The sequence below is a fragment of the Candidimonas sp. SYP-B2681 genome, assembly GCF_003971065.1.
In the GTDB taxonomy this organism is placed as follows: domain Bacteria; phylum Pseudomonadota; class Gammaproteobacteria; order Burkholderiales; family Burkholderiaceae_B; genus Pollutimonas.
In genome coordinates this window covers 214,953-231,958 of sequence record NZ_RYDV01000006.1, presented here as the reverse complement: position 1 = coordinate 231,958, position 17,006 = coordinate 214,953, and the positions used below count along the sequence as shown (strand labels likewise).

Sequence of the window (17,006 nt, the reverse complement as noted above, 5' to 3'; positions counted from 1 at the left end):
GGGTCTCGGCCAATAACGGGGTAGCTCTTATTCCACAGGAAGCGAAAAATGGATTTTACGTATAACGAAGAACAGCGCATGCTCACCGATAGCCTGCGTCGGCTCGTGTCCGATAACTGGGCCTTAGCCAAGCGTCGAGAACGCGCGCAACAGCAGGGACTTGATCAGGCCGCGTGGCAGTCGCTGGCCGACCTGGGCGTGTGCGGTTTACTAATACCCGAACAATACGAAGGATACGGGGAGTCGCCCGCGACCCTGGTAGCGGTCCAGTTCGAGCTGGGACGCGGCCTGGTGTCCGAGCCGGTGATTCCCAGCGCCGTCATCTGTACCACTCTGCTCCTGAACAGTTCCAACGAGCCACTCAAGACAGAAATTCTGCCCTTGATGGCATCGGGTTCGCTGGTGTGTGCAGTGGCGTATCTCGAGCTCGATCAGCGTAACGAGGTAGGTGCGGCGACGTCCAGTGCGGTGGCAAACCCTGGCGGATTTACCTTGGATGGCGCCAAGAAACTGGTGTGGCTCGGTGCAAGCGCCGACCAACTCATCGTCAGTACCGTGCTCGATAACGAAACGGCACTCTTTCTTGTGCCCGCCGATGCGACGGGCGTGGTCATCCAGGACTTTCCGACAATGGACCGCTACCGCTGCGCCAGCATCAGCCTGAACTCGGTTTCCGTTCCGCAGCAAGCATTGATCGCCCGCGGCCAGCTTGCCGACGACGCTCTGGCTACCGCTCTAGATTACGGGGTTGCAGCGCTTTGTGCCCATGCCGCCGGTGCCATGGAACGCCTGGTCGAGATCACTGCCGAATACCTGAAAACGCGCCGGCAGTTCGGACGACCTTTGGCCGAATTCCAGGTGTTGCAACATCGCCTGGCGGATATGCTGCTGCACAAAGAACTTGCTGTGTCCATGGCTTATGTGGCGGCCACTGCCTTAAGCGCGAGCAATGCCGATGAACGGCGCGGGTTGCTATCGTCGGCCAAGGTATCGGTCGCCCAGGCCGGTCGCTTCGTTGGTCAGAATGCGGTGCAACTTCATGGCGGTATGGGCATGACCGACGAACTCGAGGTGGGTGACTATTTCAAACGCTTGACGTTTACCGACTATTTGCTTGGCGATACCGATTTTCATCTGCAGCGCCTTGAACAATTGTTTGACCGAGCAAATTAACGCTGCGCATCGGGCCGCCGCCAGTCGGGTTCATTCAGTTGGATCTGTTCCGTTATGAAGTTCATGAGGGTACGGGTGGCCATCGTTGGAAAGCGATTCGCGGCGGTTAGTAAGTACACGCTGTTGCCCACGCCTTCTGGCTCGTACTCGGGTAGTATTTCGCGCAGAAGCCCCGCCTTGAGCTGCTTCCAGACGGCGTAGCGGGGCAGCAGCGCCACCCCGAGGTGCGACAGCGTCGCTTCCAGCAAGTAAGGATAGTCGCCGGACTGCAATCGCGGTGCGACTCGTAGCAGCATGCGCATGCCTTTAGATACGAGTTTCAGGTCAAATCGACGACCCAGCGACGCTGGCGCGATAAGGGTGCATTTTGCAAGGTCTTCCAACGTAGACAGCGGGCCGGCGCGCGCAATGAATTCCGGGCTGGCGCACAGACACCAGGCGATATCGCAAATTTTTCGTGCGACATGGTCTTCCGATGGTGCCGACGTAATTTTCAGTGCCAGATCGACCTCGGCCGAGATCAAGTCACCAATGAAATCATTGATCAACACCCTCAATGTGACGTCGGGATACGTGCGCGCGAATTCGATCAAGACCGGGGCGAGATACAAATGGCCCATGCCGGTAGGTAGCCGGATGCGAACATCGCCGCGCACCGTTTTACCCAGACTGTCAATCGAGGCGCGTGCGGTTTCTGCCTCCTCCAACATGCGCAAACCATGCTCGTAGAGTAACTGGCCGGCTTCCGTGATTTCCATGTGCCGGGTGGTTCGCCGCATCAGTTGCGCGCCCATCTCCATCTCTAGTGCCTTGAGCTGCCGCGAGGCGTTGGATCGCGTCATTCCGGTACGCCTGGCGGCTTCGCTGAGTGTTTGCGATTGAACAATCGTCACGAATAACTGAATCAGGTTCAGGTCCAGCTTATTGTCCATTTTTAGTCAACATTGGTGGTCTATTTAGCGGCATTGTTTATCAATAAGCCCGATGCTAGCATGGGAACGACTCTTTTAGAAAAGATCGCTATGAGCCTTAACTTGCCATTCTCCGGTTTACGGGTCCTTGACATCAGCCAGGGTATTGCCGGCCCCTATTGCACCCAAATACTTTGGCAGCAGGGAGCCCATGTCATTAAGGTCGAGCCTCCCGAAGGCGACTGGGGGCGCAACGTTGGCGTCGTGCGCGGCCAGCATAGTGCGCTGTCGATCAGTTATAACGCGGGTAAGCAAGGTCTGTGTCTCGATGCCCGGTCGGTTGTGGGCAAAGATTTGCTTCGCCGGCTCGCGTTACAGGCAGACGTCGTCGTACAGAATTTTCGTCCCGGTGTGGCGCAGCGACTGGGCGTGGGTTACGACGACCTTGCAGAAGTAAAGCCGCAACTGATCTATGTGTCGATAAGCGGTTACGGGGCCGACGGACCCTATGCCCAGGCGCCGGCATCGGACTCGGTGATGCAGGCCGATACGGGGCTGATGTTTGCTAACCAGGACACGGATGGAAACCCACGGCGCATCGGGCTGCTGTTGGCAGATATATCCACTGCCCTGTATGCCGCGCAACAGCTGGCAGCGGCGCTATATCAGCGCCTCTCGACGGGTAGCGGAACCCATCTCGAGATCAGTTTGTTCGAGGCCTGCGCCGCTCTGCAAATCAACGATATGGCGGCATTCACCCTGGCCAGTGGGCGGCCGGTGGGTGCGGTAAGTGCGCCCAATGGTGTATTCCCCACCGCCAATGGACAACTTTCCGTGCTGGCGTTGAATGACGATCAGTTTGCCCGCCTTTGCCGGGCTCTGGACCGCCCTGATTGGCCAAGCGACCCCCGTTTCCAAACCAATGAAAAGCGCATGGCCGCACGTGATTACCTGCACAAGGAAATTGCCTTGCAGCTGGCGCAGGCGCCCAGCGAAGTGTGGGTGGCGCGGCTTCAGCAGTACGACGTGCTGCACGCTCCCGTGCGCGACTATGCCTCGGTGGCGGCCCATCCGCAAACGGCGCATCTGGATATGTTGCAAACCATTGAACAACCTGGCGTGGGCACGCTGCGGCTGCCTGGATTGCCCGGCATAAAGGGAAGGCAGGCGATGCAGCCCGCGCCCGCAATCGGCCAGCATACGATCGCCATCTTGAGCGAGGCGGGGCTTGATTCAAATGAAATATCAGAACTGCTGAATTCTGCCGTGGTCAAGCAGGCTGATACCGCAGAAGTCACGGAGCCGGCATGATGCAGGCCTTGCAATGTGACCGCTACGGCACCACTGACGATGTGCGGCTTGTTCATTGCGAGGAGCCGTCTGCGCCCGGCCCTCACGAAGTGATCATTGACGTCGCCTATGCCAGTGTCAGCCACGCCACGGGGCTGATGATCGCGGGCCGCTATCAGACCAAACCGGCACTACCCTTTATACCGGGTACCGAAGCGGTGGGCCATATCGTTTCGGTTGGCGAGTCGGTCACCCGCTTAAAGCCAGGAGATCCGGTGGTGGCGATCGCCGACTGGGGGTGTTACGCGGAGCGCATCAAGGTGCCGGAATACACCGTCTATCCCGTGCCCCGTGGCTTGCCTCTTCTCGAGGCCTTGCCGGTGCCTATATCGTATGGCACGGCTTACTGCGGACTGCTTTGGCGCTGTGCGATGCAGCCAGGCGAAACCGTGCTCGTCCTTGGCGCAGGCGCGGGGGTCGGCTTGGCTGCCGTCGAGCTGGCAGCCCAAATGGGCGCCGATGTCATCGCTTGCGCCAGCACGCAGCAGAAACGCAGTGAAGCCTTGCTGCGCGGTGCGCGCGGTGTGGTGGCGCCGGATGCCAGCCTGGCCGCTGAAGTGAAAGCCATGACAGAGGGGCGCGGCGCCGACATTGTTGTGGATCCGGTCGGTGGCGAGCTGTTTTCCTGGGCGCTACGTGCCGCCGCGCCCAATGCCAGGCTGCTGAGCATAGGTTTCGCCAGCGGTGTTCTACCGCAGGTGCCGGCCAATATCATGCTGGTCAAGAACCTGACATTGCACAGTTTTTTTTATGGACGATATATCGGCTGGACTCCCGCCGATGAGCGAATTGTGCATGCCCCAGCCTTGCAGCGGGCCATGCAAACCATACTGGGTTGGGCACGCGACAAGCGGATTCGGCCCACCGTTACACAGGTTTACCCTATTACCGAGCTAGGCAGTGCGCTCGGTGCACTCCATAGCCGCCAAGTCATCGGCAAAGTGGCTCTAACGATAAGACAGGAGACAAAACCATGAAAACGCAATCAGGATACCGTCTTGCTTACTGGGTGGCTCAGTGCGCCTTCCTTCTGCTGGCAGTCGTCGGGCTCGGTGCGCAAGCCGCGGACGTTTTCCCCAGCAAAGCCATCAAAATGGTGGTGCCGTATCCGCCGGGCGGCCCCACTGATCTGGTGGCGCGCGGCGTCGCTGCCGCAATGGCTGAATCCATAGGTCAGCCAATTGTGGTCGATAACAAGGCCGGCGCCAGTGGAATGATAGGCGCGGATCAGGTTGCCCGCGCCGCACCCGACGGTTACACCTTTTTGGCCAATGCGTCGCTGCATGTAATTAATCCGCATATTTACAAAAAGATGGCCTACGATTCGTTCAACGATTTCGTGCCGATTACCCAGTTGGCTGCGGTGCCCCTAGTATTAGTGGTTCCCAAAGACTCGCCGATCAAGACTGTGGCTGACGTCATCGCCGAAGCCAAACGTAGCCCAAACGGCCTGAATTTCGGCTCGGCAGGCACGTCGTCGGCGCAGCATCTGTCGGGGGAATCGTTCAAGATACATGCCGGCATCCCGATGCAGCACGTACCCTACAAAGGCAGTGCGCCCGCATTGACCGATCTGGTCGGCCGGCAGTTGGACCTGATGTTCGATTCCATGCCTTCCGCCATGCCCTTTATTAAGTCCGGGCAATTGCGCGCCATTGCCGTGACGACGCAGAAACGGGTGCCGGCTTTGCCTGACGTGCCGACCGTCGCCGAATCCGGTTTCCCCGATTTCGATATCAGCACCTGGTACGGATTATGGGCGCCCAAAGGCACCCCGCCTGCCATTGTCAGTAAATTGGCCGAACACGCACAACTGGCGCTGCGCGATCCCAAGGTAGCGGCGCAGTACGCCACCATGGGGGCAGAACCGGTAGGATCCAGCCCCTTGGAGTTCGCGAAGTATGTGCAAGCCGAAGGGAAAAAATGGGCTGAACTCGTGAAGCAGGCTAATGTGCCATTGCAATAAGCGCGGCATCGACGATCGCTGCGGCATCCACCTTAAAGAAACGGCGTAGCTCGGCACGGGTATCGCTACGCCCAAAGCCATCGGTGCCCAGGCAGATATACTCACGCCCGACCGGAATATAGGCACGTATCGATTCCGGCACCAGGCGCACATAATCGGTGGCGGCGATAACCGGGCCACTGCATGATGCAAGCTGTTCGCTGATAAAGGGCCTGCCCGGTAACGGTTCGCCCTGCAGCCGGGACGATTGATGCAACTGGCCGTCACGGGCCAGTTCGCTCCAGCTGGTAATGCTGAATACATCGCTCGCTATTCCTTTGTTCACCAATTCCTGGGCGGCCTTGATGACCTCGGTCAGAATCGCGCCCGATCCCAACAAGGTCACTCTGGGGTGAAGGGTGCCGCGATCTTGGGCTTCGTATTGGGCATAGCGATAGCCACCGCGCAGAATTGCTTCGCTCGCGCCATCAGTCAGAGAGGGTTGGGCATAGTTTTCGTTCATCGCGGTGATGTAATAGAAAACGTCTTGCTGTTCGACCATCATCTCGTGCATGCCGCGGTCGACGATTACCGCCAGCTCGCCCGCGAACGCGGGGTCGTAGGCCTTGCAGTTTGGAATCGTGCTTGCCCACAGATGACTGGTGCCGTCCTGATGCTGCAGGCCTTCCCCGGCCAGGGTCGTACGGCCTGACGTCGCCCCGATCAGGAAGCCGCGAGGACGCTGGTCGGCGGCTGCCCAGATCAAGTCGCCAATGCGCTGGAACCCGAACATGGAATAGTAAATATAGAAAGGCAGCATGGCGGTGCCATGCACGCTATAGCTGGTGGCTGCTGCGACCCAGCTGGATATGGCGCCGGCTTCGCTGATCCCTTCTTCCAGTATCTGGCCATCTACCGCTTCGCGATAATTCAAAATTGACCCGATGTCTTCGGGCTCGTAGCGCTGGCCCACGCTAGAGTAGATGCCAACCTGCTTGAACAGATTGGCCATACCGAAGGTGCGCGCCTCGTCGGCAACAATGGGTACGATGCGCGGCCCCAGTGTCTTGTCCTTCAGCAATGCGCCCAGCATGCGTACAAAGGCCATGGTGGTCGACATTTCGCGGCCGTCGCTTTCGGTGGCAAAACGGGCATAGCTTGCTAGTTCCGGTACGGGCACGGTGTCAGCGTGGGTCTGGCGCGCGGGAAGATAACCGCCCAGCTTATTGCGTTGCCCGTGCAAATACTGCATTTCCGGAGTTTCGGCGGGCGGCTTGTAAAACTCCAGACCTAGAACTTGGGCATCGGTCAGGGGCAGCCTGAAGCGGTCGCGAAATGCCATCAGGTCAGTTTCATCAAATTTCTTCTGGGAATGGGTAGTCATGCGGCCCTGGCCGGCATCGCCCATGCCATAGCCCTTTTTAGTATGGGCCAGTATTACCGTGGGCTGACCCTTATGCTGGGACGCCGCCGCGTAGGCGGCATAGATTTTCACCAGATCGTGGCCACCGCGTCGGAGCTTGTCGATTTGTTCGTCGCTTAGCCCTTCGGCCAGCTGTTTCAGATGTTCGTTTTGGCCGAAAAAGTGATCGCGATTAAAGCGGCCGTCTTTGGCGGCGAAGGTTTGCATTTGGCCGTCGACCGTATTGGAGAGGGCGTCGGTTAATGCCCCACTATGATCGCGTGCGAACAAACCGTCCCAGTCGCTGCCCCACAGGGTCTTGATGACATTCCAGCCTGCGCCCAAAAACAGCTTTTCGAGCTCGTCGATAATCCGGCTATTGCCGCGAACGGGTCCGTCCAGCCGTTGCAGATTGCAGTTCACGACCCATACCAGATTGTCCAGGCCTTCTCGCGCAGCAAGGGTAAGGGCGCTCATGGATTCGGGTTCATCCATCTCGCCGTCGCCAAATACACCCCACACTTTACGGTCGGTACAGTCCACGATGCCGCGATCTGTCAGGTAATGCATAAAGCGCGCTTGATAGATGGAACTGATTGGGCCTATGCCCATGGAGCCCGTCGGGAATTGCCAGAAATCGGGCATGAGATAAGGATGCGGATAGCTAGATAACCCCCGTGCGCCATGGCGCGGGCCGCGAAGCTCTTGACGATAATGTTCCAGATCGGCTTGGCTTAGTCGCCCTTCCAAGAAGGCGCGTGCATAGACGCCAGGTGCACTATGGGGCTGAAAAAAAACCAGATCGCCGGCGTGCCCGCTGCCCGTGTTGTCGCGGGCATGAAAGAAATGATTGAAGCCGACCTCGAACAGGTCTGCCGCGCTGGCGTAGCTGGCGATATGGCCGCCCAGTTCACCATAGGCGGCGTTGGCGCGTACCACCATCGCCAAGGCGTTCCAGCGCATGATTGCGCCCAGATTTTCCTCTAGCGCAAGATCACCGGGAAAGGGCGGCTGCTGCTTAAGAGGAATAGTGTTCACATAAGGCGTCCCAATGGGAGGTCTCCAGGTGACATTGGCCCGGGAAGCAAGACGGTGCAGTTCATTTAGCATGAAGCTTGCCCGCGCCGGCCCGTTCGCTTCCAGCAATGACATGAAGGCATCATGCCATTCACTTGTCTCCTGAGGATCGATGTCGGCGTCGCCAAGGGCGGTCGACCAATGCTGGAAGGGCGTTGCTGCGTTCATGGCTTATCTTTCCGTGTGTACTGGCCTAGGGATGTCTTGATATTCTGCTCGTTTTGCGAAAAAATAGGCTGTTAAAGATGCATTGAAACGGGCCCTTATCCGGCATAAAATGCCGGATAACCACATTGGGCAACATAATGAAGCTAGATACGACCGATTTGCGGATTCTCGACGAGCTGCAGCGCGACGGCTCGCTAAGCAATGTCGAGCTTGCCCGTCGCGTGCATTTATCGCCGTCGCCGTGTCTGACCAGGGTAAAGGCCCTTGAAGCCGCGGGCATTATTGTTCGTTATGTGGCGTTGGCCGACGCGGCGGCCCTCGGGCTGGGGCTGAATGTGTTTATTTCCATCAGCCTGAAGTCGCAAGACAAGCAAGCGCTGGCCAATTTCGAACAGCGCATTACCGTGCACGAAGAAGTCATGGAGTGCTATCTGATGACCGGCGATTCCGACTATTTAATCCGGGTCGCTGTGAAAGATATAGGGGCGCTGGAGCGCTTTATACTGAATCAGCTTACGCCAATACCTGGCATCGACAAGATTCGTTCCAGCTTTGCACTGAAGCAGGTTTCTTATAAAACGGCCTTGCCGCTGGGGATCTCGCGCTAGCGGGTTGCCTTCAGGTTCGCTATACCCCAATGTCTTCGTTCCATACTTCCGGGCGTGCGGCAATGAATGCGCGCATTAGCTCAATGCACTCGGCATTCTGCAAAACGTCTACCTGAACGCCGCGCGACCGCAGTAACGCTTCCTCTCCTACGAAGCTGCGGTTCTCGCCCACGATGATTCTGGGAATCCCATACAGAAGGATGGCGCCGCTGCACATGGCGCAGGGCGACAAGGTGGTGTATAGCACCGACTCGGCGTATACCTTGGCCGGTTGCCGACCAGCGTTTTCGAAGGCATCCATTTCGCCGTGCAGGATGGCGCTGCCTTTTTGCACACGCCGGTTGTGGCCGCGCCCGATGATGCGCTCGTTGTGCACGATGACGCATCCGATCGGTATGCCACCTTGGGCCAGGCCTAGCCTGGCTTCTTCGATTGCGGCTTGCATGAAAACATCCATGGGGCTCTCCTTGTGATGTTTGGCGTTTGGCAATATGGCGAATTTGGGTTGAATCTTGGAGATGCGCTAGCTTCGCAGTAGATAACAGCTGGGATCCACGTCAGGCGCCGCCAGCTTTTTATCGTGTTCATATGCGCATGCAGCGATAGCAATTATGCTGGCGTGGTGCTCAGAAATTGCGTGTCCAGCGCCAGTGGCCTTTCTCGCACGGATTACTCACCGAAGTAGAACCTAGGCATAATCGCTGAACAAAGTTCAGTGTATTCGACCATTGACCGCTTGCGATAAGGGGTTCTTCGCAAAGTTCTAAACCCCACTCCATACCGCGCTCTACTCGAAATGCGACGGCGTAGGAGAAAGGTACATCGTATATCCACGGCATATAAGCAGGAGGAGGGCGTTCTTCCGCCAATACAACCAGCGCTGATCGTGCTCCGCGGCGCAATAAAAAAGCCGCTTCCAAGAATGCCTGTTCCAGTCCATCGGAATTAACAGACAAAGCTATGGATTGAATTTTGTCTCCGCTAACTTTTGACCACAGCCCAGCGACGGCGTCATGTACAGACAAGCCGAAGGAAGTCGGCGATAGCCCTTCATGACGGCCCATCGCTTGCAATAAAGCGAAGCTGCGGGTGGTTTCACCATGTTGGGAAGCAAATACCAAGGGCATTGGCTGGCGGCCGGTGGCGAGCGGCCAGGCGCAGTCAAACACCATGCGCGCCATGGGACTAAGACGGCGTCGTTGCACGGCGGTTAAAAAATCTAGTTGGGGTGATTCGTGGTCGGCTAACGGGCAATAGGGTTGCTGGGCCCACTGCATCCAGCTTTCCCCATCCCGCATTTCCGGCGCCCACGCCCGCCACTGCCCGATCGAGAATGTCACCATAGGGGCAAATTATACTTGCCTCCTGTTGCCGGGCTATTCGCGACCGCACGCTGCAGCCTTGGCCCACGGCACGCAAACTAATTCGCCGAAACCTTGCCGATTTGTTTGATCAGTTTTGACCACTTACTGACGTCTTCGCGTAGATAGGTGTCGTACTCGGTGGGCGTATTCACGACCACGCTGGCCCCTTGCTGAATAATCTTTTGCTGGAACTCCGGCGCTGCCGAGGCATTCTTAATGGCGTCGTGCAGCATCTGAATGACCGGCTGCGGGGTGCCTTTGGGGGCGAGCAAGCCGAACATTGTGCCTATCTCGAAATCGTCCAGCCCCTCTTCGGCGAAGGTCGGTACGTTCGGTAGAACGGGCAGGCGATTTTTGCTTGCGACGGCAAGCGCCTTGAGCCGATTAGCGGTAAGCATGGCCTGGGCCGATACATAGGTGGTGAACGTCATCTGCACTTGCCCCGCCACGATGTCGGTGATGGCCGGAGCGGCCCCACCGTATGGAACGTGGGTCATGTCGATGTTCTTGCGTATTTTCAACATTTCGCCTGCCAGATGCGGCGCGCCACCGGCTCCGCTGCTCGAGAAATTCAGCTCGCCGGGATGATCGACGCCATAGTTGATCAGCGACGACAAGTTACCGCCAGCGAAGTCGGGACGGGTGATCAGCAGTAGCGGAGCAAACGCCAGCATGGTTACGCCCGCGAAATCCTTGACCGGATCGTAGGGGACCTTGCTGATGACTGCCGGGTTAAGAGTCAGGTTGGTGCTGGTGAATAGCAAGGTGTAGCCATCTGGGGCGGCTCGCGCCACGAATTCCATGCCGATATTTCCACTGGCCCCGGCCTTGTTTTCGACGACCACCGGTTTTTTAAGCGAGGACGACAGTGTCTCGGCTGCCATGCGGGCCAGGATGTCGGTGCTGCCGCCGGCGGCAAACGGAACAATAATTTTTATCGGTTTATTGGGATACGGCCCTGTCTGGGCCTGCGCCGATGCACCCACGGTGAACGATAGAGCGGCAATGGAAATGAACGTGTTAAGCCAGCGTTTGGTCATGAAAGTCTCCGTTTCATATATGTTTTTTTGGGTCCTGATAGACGTTTTTCTACTATTAGCATCATTGACCCCTACTGCATTTGTAGCGGTTGAATCGTTACGGTGAAAGCGGTCCGCAACGAATGCCTATTTCGAAAAAAATGAAACTTGCGAGGACCAACAGACAGCATGTTATTTGCTGCGCACCTTTCAAGATAAATGAATAGCTTCTTCGGATTTCTGCAGTAGTCGTGGAACGCTTCAGCGTGCAAAATTCAGCAAAGCAAATCGTGCAGGAGGCATGATGAAATTCATTCAATCGGTACTGGCAGTTGCCTTGCTAACCCTGACCGGCACCGCTATCGGGCAGTCATCCACTTATCCCAACAAGCCTATCCGCCTGGTTGTTGGGTTTCCCGCCGGTGGCGCATCAGATGTCGCGGCGCGCGCTGTGGCCGAAAAAATGTCTGCACAGTTGGGGCAACCCATTATTGTCGAGAACAAGCCCGGCGCGGCGAGCAATATTGCCTCCGATGCGGTGGCCAAGGCGGCACCTGACGGGTACACCATTTTGTTCGGCACGATCTCACTTGCCATTAATGGCAGCCTGTATAAGAAGCTAAGCTACGATCCCTCGCGCGACCTGATCCCCGTTTCGCACTTGTCATCGGCGCCGTTTATGCTGGTGGTCAATCCTTCTTCGCCCATCAAGTCAGTCGGCGACCTTATCGCCGCAGGGAAAAAGGCCGATAGCGCTCATCCCATCTACTACGCCAGCGCCGGCAACGGTTCTGGCGCCCATCTATTTACCGAGTTGTTGGCGAATCGCGCCGGCATTGCGCTGACCCACGTGCCCTATCGCGGCGCCGCGCCCGCTATGGCCGATGTGCTGGGTGGCCAGGTGCCGCTGACGTTCGACAACATTATTACCACCTTGCCGTTGATACAGGCCGGCAAATTGCGCGCGCTCGCGGTCAGCAGCAAACAGCGATCCAGCGCAGCGCCGGACATACCGACACTGGACGAGCAAGGGGTGGCGGGCTACGACTCGACGTCGTGGTTTGGCCTTTTCCTGCCCGCTGGCACGCCGGCGCCGATTGTGACGAAACTCAATCAAGCCGCTGCAGAAGCCGTCAAGACGCCGCAGGTCAGTGCGACCCTTCGTGGCGTTGGGGCGGAACCCGTGGGCTCGTCCGTCGAAGCGTTTCAAGCCTTCTTCAAGGCAGAAGTTGAAAAGTGGGCGGATGTGGTTCGCCGCGCAAAAGTAGAAGTCAACTAAGAGGGCGAATGCGCCTGGCATTATTAATTCAAATTCGGTGTATTTATGAAAATTTGGCATCAAAGCTTTACGGTATTGGACGATCTGGGTGCTTACCACGAGGCGCTTAAAGCCCACTTCGCACGCATTGCACGTCCGGGTACGCAGATCGACTTGCATGGAATGCATCCGGGCACGTATCGAACTAACTACCCTGGTTCCGATATACGCCATGCATCGCTGCAATATATCCATGGCCTGCAGTTCATGATGGCAGCCGTCGAAGCGCAGCGGCAGGAGTACGACGTGTATGCGATCAGCACCCTGCCAGAACCGGCTCTGCGCGAAATTCGCGGACTGGTCGATATTCCCGTCGTTGCGTATGGCGAATCGGCGATGCTGACCGCCTGCATGTTGGGCCGCAAGTTTGGCGTACTGGTGTTCATCGACGACCTGAATGATCTGATCGAACAGAACGCCCACGGTCATGGACTGGCGTCGCGTTTTGCCGGCGCGATGCCGGTTGGGTTCACCTTCAACGACGTGCTCAAGGCGTTCGACGATCCGGCCGAATTGATCGAGCGTTTCCGCGACGCGGCCAGGCGCTTGATAGCCAAGGGCGCCGAGGTGATCATTCCCGGTGAAGCCCCGATGAATATATTGCTGGCGCGCAATGGCGTGTCAGAAGTCGACGGCGTGCCGGTGCTCGATTCGCTGGCTAGCTGGATCAAGCAGGCCGAGGCCATGGCAGACCTGCGCAAGTTTTGCGGCACCAAGCCCTGCCGCACGGGGTATTACCATAAGCTGCCCGAAATGGATCGGGTCAATGAGATTTTTTCGTTTTACGGGCTGGACCCACTTCGACCCGTGTCTTGATGCTGGGCCTGCGCTGGGCATCGAAAACCTCTAGCAGGTAATCGATGAACGCGCGCACTTTGGGCGACGTAAATCGCGACTTCACAGTGACCGCATGAAAGGTGCGAACTTTGGTGTCCCAGCCGGGAAACAACTCGACCAGCTTTCCCTGGCTGATCAGGTCAGCTACAAAAATATCCAGTACATGAATCACACCCATTTCCTGGCTTGCCGCCTGAATCAGCGCCTGGGTATTATTAAAATTTAGTATCCCCCGCGGTTCGATCACGACTTCGTCTTCATTTTGCCTTAGCACCCATGGTATAGCGGTGCTCTGGCCCTCTTCGAAAAGCCCCAGGCACAGTCTGGTATCGACCTCTTGCGGATGAGAGGTATTCATCCGCTGAACCAGCGCTGGCGCGCCGCACACGATGTGTTTGGCCTCGTAAATGGGGCGACCCACCAGATCGGCGTCTTCGATTCGATCCATGCGGATGGCAATATCGGTGCCGCGCTCGATCAGCTTTTGTGGATGATTCGTGAGCGTCACCGACACCGACAGATCGGGATGACGCTTGGCGAATTCGATCAAGGCAGGGCAAATAAGGCTTTGACCAATGGCGAACGGTGCTTCGATACGTAGCGGGCCAGCAATGTCGTTGGCGTTGACTTTCACATCGGATTCGGCCTGCGCGACTGCTTTCAGTATTTCCTGGCATCGCGGTAAAAATAGGCGGCCTTCTTCTGTCAGGTGCAGATGGCGCGTATTGCGCTGTATCAGCGTGACGCCCAGATGTTTTTCGAGGTTGCGCAGGCTGGACGTTACCGTGGCGTTGGCCAAGTCCAGTGATTCGGCCGCACGCGAAAAACTACCGCACTCCATTACGCGCAGAAAAACTTCCATTCCCCATAGTCTGTCCACCGCATCTCCTTTCACTTTTTTCTAATAGATCATTAGGCGCAAACGCCTAAATGATTTAGCCGCGAGGCCCTAAACTCTCCAAGTGTACCGTGCGATACGGCGGCAAAAATTCTACAGGGTGGAGCAATGGAAAGGTCTTTTGATGTAGTGGTGGCGGGCTGCGGCGTTGCGGGCTTGTCGGCGGCCGTGTCGGCAGCGGAACGCGGACTTCAAGTGGCCGTGCTTGAACGCGCTTCGCGAGAAGAGCGGGGTGGCCAAAGCCGCTTTACCGAAGCCTATCTCAGAATGAAGGCAATCGATGAAGTGTCGGACGACTTCGAGACTCACCTTGCCGAGAATGTCGGCCCCTATGTCGATCCCGATATGACCGCCGAAATGGGGCAAGACAGCGAATCGTGGTCCCATATCACCCGCTCCCTTGCGATTCCTGATTCCGGTCTTATTGGTAATTTTGCCGATCAGGTACCTGGCACGATAGGTTGGCTGCAGGGTTTGGGCGTCAAGTTCGACTTCCTGCCAACGGCATTTTTGACGAGCACGCAGCCCAGGCTCTTGCCCGTCGGGGGCGGCGAAGCATTGGTCGAAGCTCTGGCCGCACGTGCCGAAGCACTGGGCGTAACGTTTTTTTATAACACCACCGCGCGTCGGCTGATCCTGGATGATTTCGGTAAGGTCGAAGGGCTTCTGGGACAACAACAAGGGAAGGGTGGTGTGCGCTACATGGGTCAGGTGGTATTGGCATCGGGCGGCTTCGAGGGCAACCCTGAGCTGCTGGCCAAGTACCTAGGGCCGCGTTCGGTGTATTTGCGCCCGGTATGCAAAGGCGGCTATTACAACCGGGGCGAGGGCATAGAAATGGCCTTGGAGGCCGGCGCAGCGCCTTGCGGCGAGTTTGGCAGCTACCACGCTGAACCCGTCGATCCGCGTTCTGGCATTTCCGAACCCGCCGTGTTCATCTTTCCGTATGGAATCCTCGTCAACAAAAGCGGCAAGCGGTTTACGGACGAGGCTCCCGGAACCGTGGATGCCTACTACGAGCGGGTCACGCGCCGTATCTACGAACAGGATGAAGGTATTGCCTACGTGATCCTGGACGAGGGTGTAAAGCAAGTGCCGAACTATCGATTGGCCATCCGCACGGATCAGCCGGCGATTGAAGGCGCCACGCTTGAGGCCCTGGGCAAAAAGCTCGGATTGCCGGCCGGGTCCCTGGCTGATACGGTGGAAAATTACAACGCCAGCTGCCCGTCCGACGGCAAGTACGATCCACTTAATGTCGATGGTTTGTCTACGGCTGGTTTGGTGCCGCCCAAATCTAACTGGGCGCGGCCATTGACGCAAGGCCCTTTCATTGCCTACCCGATTATCTCCGCCAATGTCTTCACTTTTGGCGGCCTGAAAATCAATGCAAACGGCCAGGTTCTGGACGCCGACGGGCTGCCTATGGCGAACCTGTATGCCGCGGGCGAAACCGTGGGCATGTATTACACCAACTATACGGGCGCGACATCGGTGCTTAAAGGCCTGGTATTCGGACGTTTGGCGGCCAACCATATTGCGGACTCGACGTCATGAGTACGATGGGCTACGAAGCAAACCCTGACTTGTCGCTCAGTGCAGCCATCGTGCAAAGCCTGGTTACGGCACGCGAACAGGGCTTGCCGTCCGAAGTGCGCGCCGCGACGCGCCTGCATATTGCCGATGCGTTGGGTATAGGCACCGCAGCGCGTTCTACCGATCTGGCGCGGCAAGTCGCTGCGGCTCAAACCCTGCTGTCGGGGCCAGGCCAATGCCGGCTGATTGGTGGAGGAACGGCTGCCCCCGCGGCGGCAGCCTACATCAATGCCTCGCTAATCCATATTCTGGACTACGACGACATTCATGATGTCGGTCGGCTGCACCCGGCGGCAGTGGTGTTGCCGGCGGCACTCGCGGCGGCCGAATTGGTTGGCGCCTCGGACGAGGCCTTGCTTGATGCCGTAGCCTTGGCGACCGAGCTGATTTGCAGGCTGGGGGTCATTTGTTCTCCCAAAGGCGAAGGGCCGGGTTCGGAATGGTTTTTGACCCAGCTATTGGGCTATGTGGCCGCCAGTGTGGCGGCCGGATTAGCACTGGGGCTTTCCAACAGCGAGCTGGTTTCCAGTATTGGATTGGCGTATATGCAGGCCGCAGGCGGCAAGCAGGCAGGATTCGGTACCGGCGCCACGGCGCGCGCCGTGTATCCGGCCTTTGCGGCGCAAGGCGGATTACAGGCAGCGCTACTTGCCCAGGCCGGAGTCACCGGCCCCGAGGGTGCGCTCGATGGGGCGGCAGGCTTGTTCCGTATTTATATGGGCGCTCAATTACAGCCAGAACAACGCGCAGCCTTGCTGGACTTCTCAACATGGCACTGTTGCGATGTTGACATCAAGCCCTGGCCTTGCTGCCGCTTGTCGCATCCCTATGTGGCCGTTGCACTGGCTGCCGCTAAATCCTGCGATATCGACAACATCTCACGCGTACACGTGTCGGTGAATGCCTCGGCGGCTCGTCTGTGCAGTCCCCTACCTCAGCGCCGGCGCCCCGTCACCCTGCAAGATGCAAAGTACAGTATCCCCTTCATGACGGCATTCGCCCTGGTGCGCGGAGCCCCAACGCTGAATGGACTGAGTGGCGACGTCATGAGCAACAAGCAGGTGCTTGCGATGGCCAGTCGCGTCGAGGTTGAAGAAGGCCTGCCGGATAATCCCGGGCACCCCCTTGCGGTGTTGACGCTGCTGGATAAAAACGACCAGATTGGCCGCTACGAATTTTCGATTGGCGACCTGCATATGGACACGGAGTCAGTAAGATTGAAGTTTCTTGAGTGTTTCCGGTATGCGGGCCTGACGACGGCAGCGGCCCCGGCCTGGGACTTTGCCATCAACGGGCAAATTGCAAAAGCTGTTCTTTACACCGGCGGCGTGCCGGACTAG

At 57.7% G+C, this 17,006-nt stretch carries 15 protein-coding genes; 9 read left to right on the top strand and 6 right to left on the bottom strand.

Going from position 1 to position 17,006, the window contains the following annotated elements:
* The first annotated feature begins 48 nt into the window (after positions 1-48).
* A complete protein-coding gene (locus EKL30_RS14005) occupies positions 49-1,173 on the top strand; it encodes an acyl-CoA dehydrogenase family protein (protein ID WP_126707845.1) in 1,125 nt (374 codons plus the stop codon).
* Here EKL30_RS14005 and EKL30_RS14000 read toward each other — a convergent pair.
* Positions 1,170-2,105 (bottom strand): LysR family transcriptional regulator, encoded by a 936-nt coding sequence (locus EKL30_RS14000; protein WP_126707844.1) that lies wholly within the window; start codon positions 2,103-2,105, stop codon positions 1,170-1,172. The two genes, EKL30_RS14005 and EKL30_RS14000, sit on opposite strands and share 4 nt — an antisense overlap.
* A 90-nt stretch (positions 2,106-2,195) precedes the next feature.
* Here EKL30_RS14000 and EKL30_RS13995 point away from each other — a divergent pair, with 90 nt between their 5' ends.
* Genes EKL30_RS13995 through EKL30_RS13985 form a run of 3 tightly spaced genes read left to right on the top strand, consistent with a single transcriptional unit; the run spans position 2,196 to position 5,400 of the window.
* A complete protein-coding gene (locus EKL30_RS13995; RefSeq protein WP_126707843.1) occupies positions 2,196-3,395 on the top strand; it encodes a CaiB/BaiF CoA-transferase family protein in 1,200 nt (399 codons plus the stop codon).
* Positions 3,395-4,411 carry an NADPH:quinone oxidoreductase family protein gene (locus tag EKL30_RS13990; RefSeq protein WP_126707963.1) on the top strand — a complete coding sequence of 339 codons (1,017 nt, stop codon included), beginning with the start codon at positions 3,395-3,397 and terminating at the stop codon, positions 4,409-4,411. The genes EKL30_RS13995 and EKL30_RS13990 overlap by 1 nt, the downstream gene beginning before the upstream one ends.
* Entirely contained in the window at positions 4,408-5,400 is a 993-nt protein-coding gene (locus EKL30_RS13985; protein WP_126707842.1) for a tripartite tricarboxylate transporter substrate binding protein, read from the top strand. The genes EKL30_RS13990 and EKL30_RS13985 overlap by 4 nt, the downstream gene beginning before the upstream one ends.
* Here the strand turns inward: EKL30_RS13985 and mdeB are convergent.
* The gene (gene mdeB, locus EKL30_RS13980) at positions 5,381-8,026 is read right to left on the bottom strand and encodes an alpha-ketoglutarate dehydrogenase (protein WP_126707841.1); all 2,646 of its coding nucleotides are present in this window, start codon (positions 8,024-8,026) and stop codon (positions 5,381-5,383) included. The genes EKL30_RS13985 and mdeB overlap by 20 nt on opposite strands.
* Before the next feature lie 137 nt (positions 8,027-8,163).
* Between mdeB and EKL30_RS13975 the strand changes: the two genes are divergently transcribed.
* Positions 8,164-8,634 carry an Lrp/AsnC family transcriptional regulator gene (locus tag EKL30_RS13975; protein ID WP_126707840.1) on the top strand — a complete coding sequence of 157 codons (471 nt, stop codon included), beginning with the start codon at positions 8,164-8,166 and terminating at the stop codon, positions 8,632-8,634.
* A 19-nt stretch (positions 8,635-8,653) separates the two neighbouring features.
* On the opposite strand, the gene EKL30_RS13970 is transcribed toward EKL30_RS13975, so the two are convergent.
* The 3 genes from EKL30_RS13970 to EKL30_RS13960 all read right to left on the bottom strand — a co-directional run bounded on the left by EKL30_RS13970 (position 8,654) and on the right by EKL30_RS13960 (position 11,038).
* Positions 8,654-9,091 (bottom strand): nucleoside deaminase, encoded by a 438-nt coding sequence (locus tag EKL30_RS13970; RefSeq protein WP_126707839.1) that lies wholly within the window; start codon positions 9,089-9,091, stop codon positions 8,654-8,656.
* A gap of 169 nt (positions 9,092-9,260) precedes the next feature.
* The gene (locus EKL30_RS13965; RefSeq protein WP_126707838.1) at positions 9,261-9,977 is read right to left on the bottom strand and encodes a beta-ketoacyl synthase chain length factor; all 717 of its coding nucleotides are present in this window, start codon (positions 9,975-9,977) and stop codon (positions 9,261-9,263) included.
* A 77-nt stretch (positions 9,978-10,054) separates the two neighbouring features.
* Positions 10,055-11,038, bottom strand: a complete 984-nt coding sequence (locus tag EKL30_RS13960; RefSeq protein ID WP_126707837.1) for a tripartite tricarboxylate transporter substrate binding protein — start codon at positions 11,036-11,038, stop codon at positions 10,055-10,057.
* A 280-nt stretch (positions 11,039-11,318) separates the two neighbouring features.
* Between EKL30_RS13960 and EKL30_RS13955 the strand changes: the two genes are divergently transcribed.
* Positions 11,319-12,296, top strand: coding sequence for a tripartite tricarboxylate transporter substrate binding protein (locus EKL30_RS13955; RefSeq protein WP_126707836.1), 978 nt, complete (start codon positions 11,319-11,321; stop codon positions 12,294-12,296).
* Between the two features lie 45 nt (positions 12,297-12,341).
* Complete coding sequence (locus tag EKL30_RS13950; RefSeq protein ID WP_126707835.1) at positions 12,342-13,151, top strand: aspartate/glutamate racemase family protein; 810 nt, start codon at positions 12,342-12,344, stop codon at positions 13,149-13,151.
* Here the strand turns inward: EKL30_RS13950 and EKL30_RS13945 are convergent.
* The gene (locus EKL30_RS13945; protein ID WP_126707834.1) at positions 13,099-14,052 is read right to left on the bottom strand and encodes a LysR family transcriptional regulator; all 954 of its coding nucleotides are present in this window, start codon (positions 14,050-14,052) and stop codon (positions 13,099-13,101) included. The genes EKL30_RS13950 and EKL30_RS13945 overlap by 53 nt on opposite strands.
* Before the next feature lie 126 nt (positions 14,053-14,178).
* Between EKL30_RS13945 and EKL30_RS13940 the strand changes: the two genes are divergently transcribed.
* Positions 14,179-15,627: an FAD-dependent oxidoreductase gene (locus EKL30_RS13940; RefSeq protein WP_126707833.1), complete on the top strand. Its 1,449-nt coding sequence runs from the start codon at positions 14,179-14,181 to the stop codon at positions 15,625-15,627.
* Positions 15,624-17,006 (top strand): MmgE/PrpD family protein, encoded by a 1,383-nt coding sequence (locus EKL30_RS13935; protein ID WP_126707832.1) that lies wholly within the window; start codon positions 15,624-15,626, stop codon positions 17,004-17,006. Before EKL30_RS13940 ends, EKL30_RS13935 begins: the two co-directional genes overlap by 4 nt.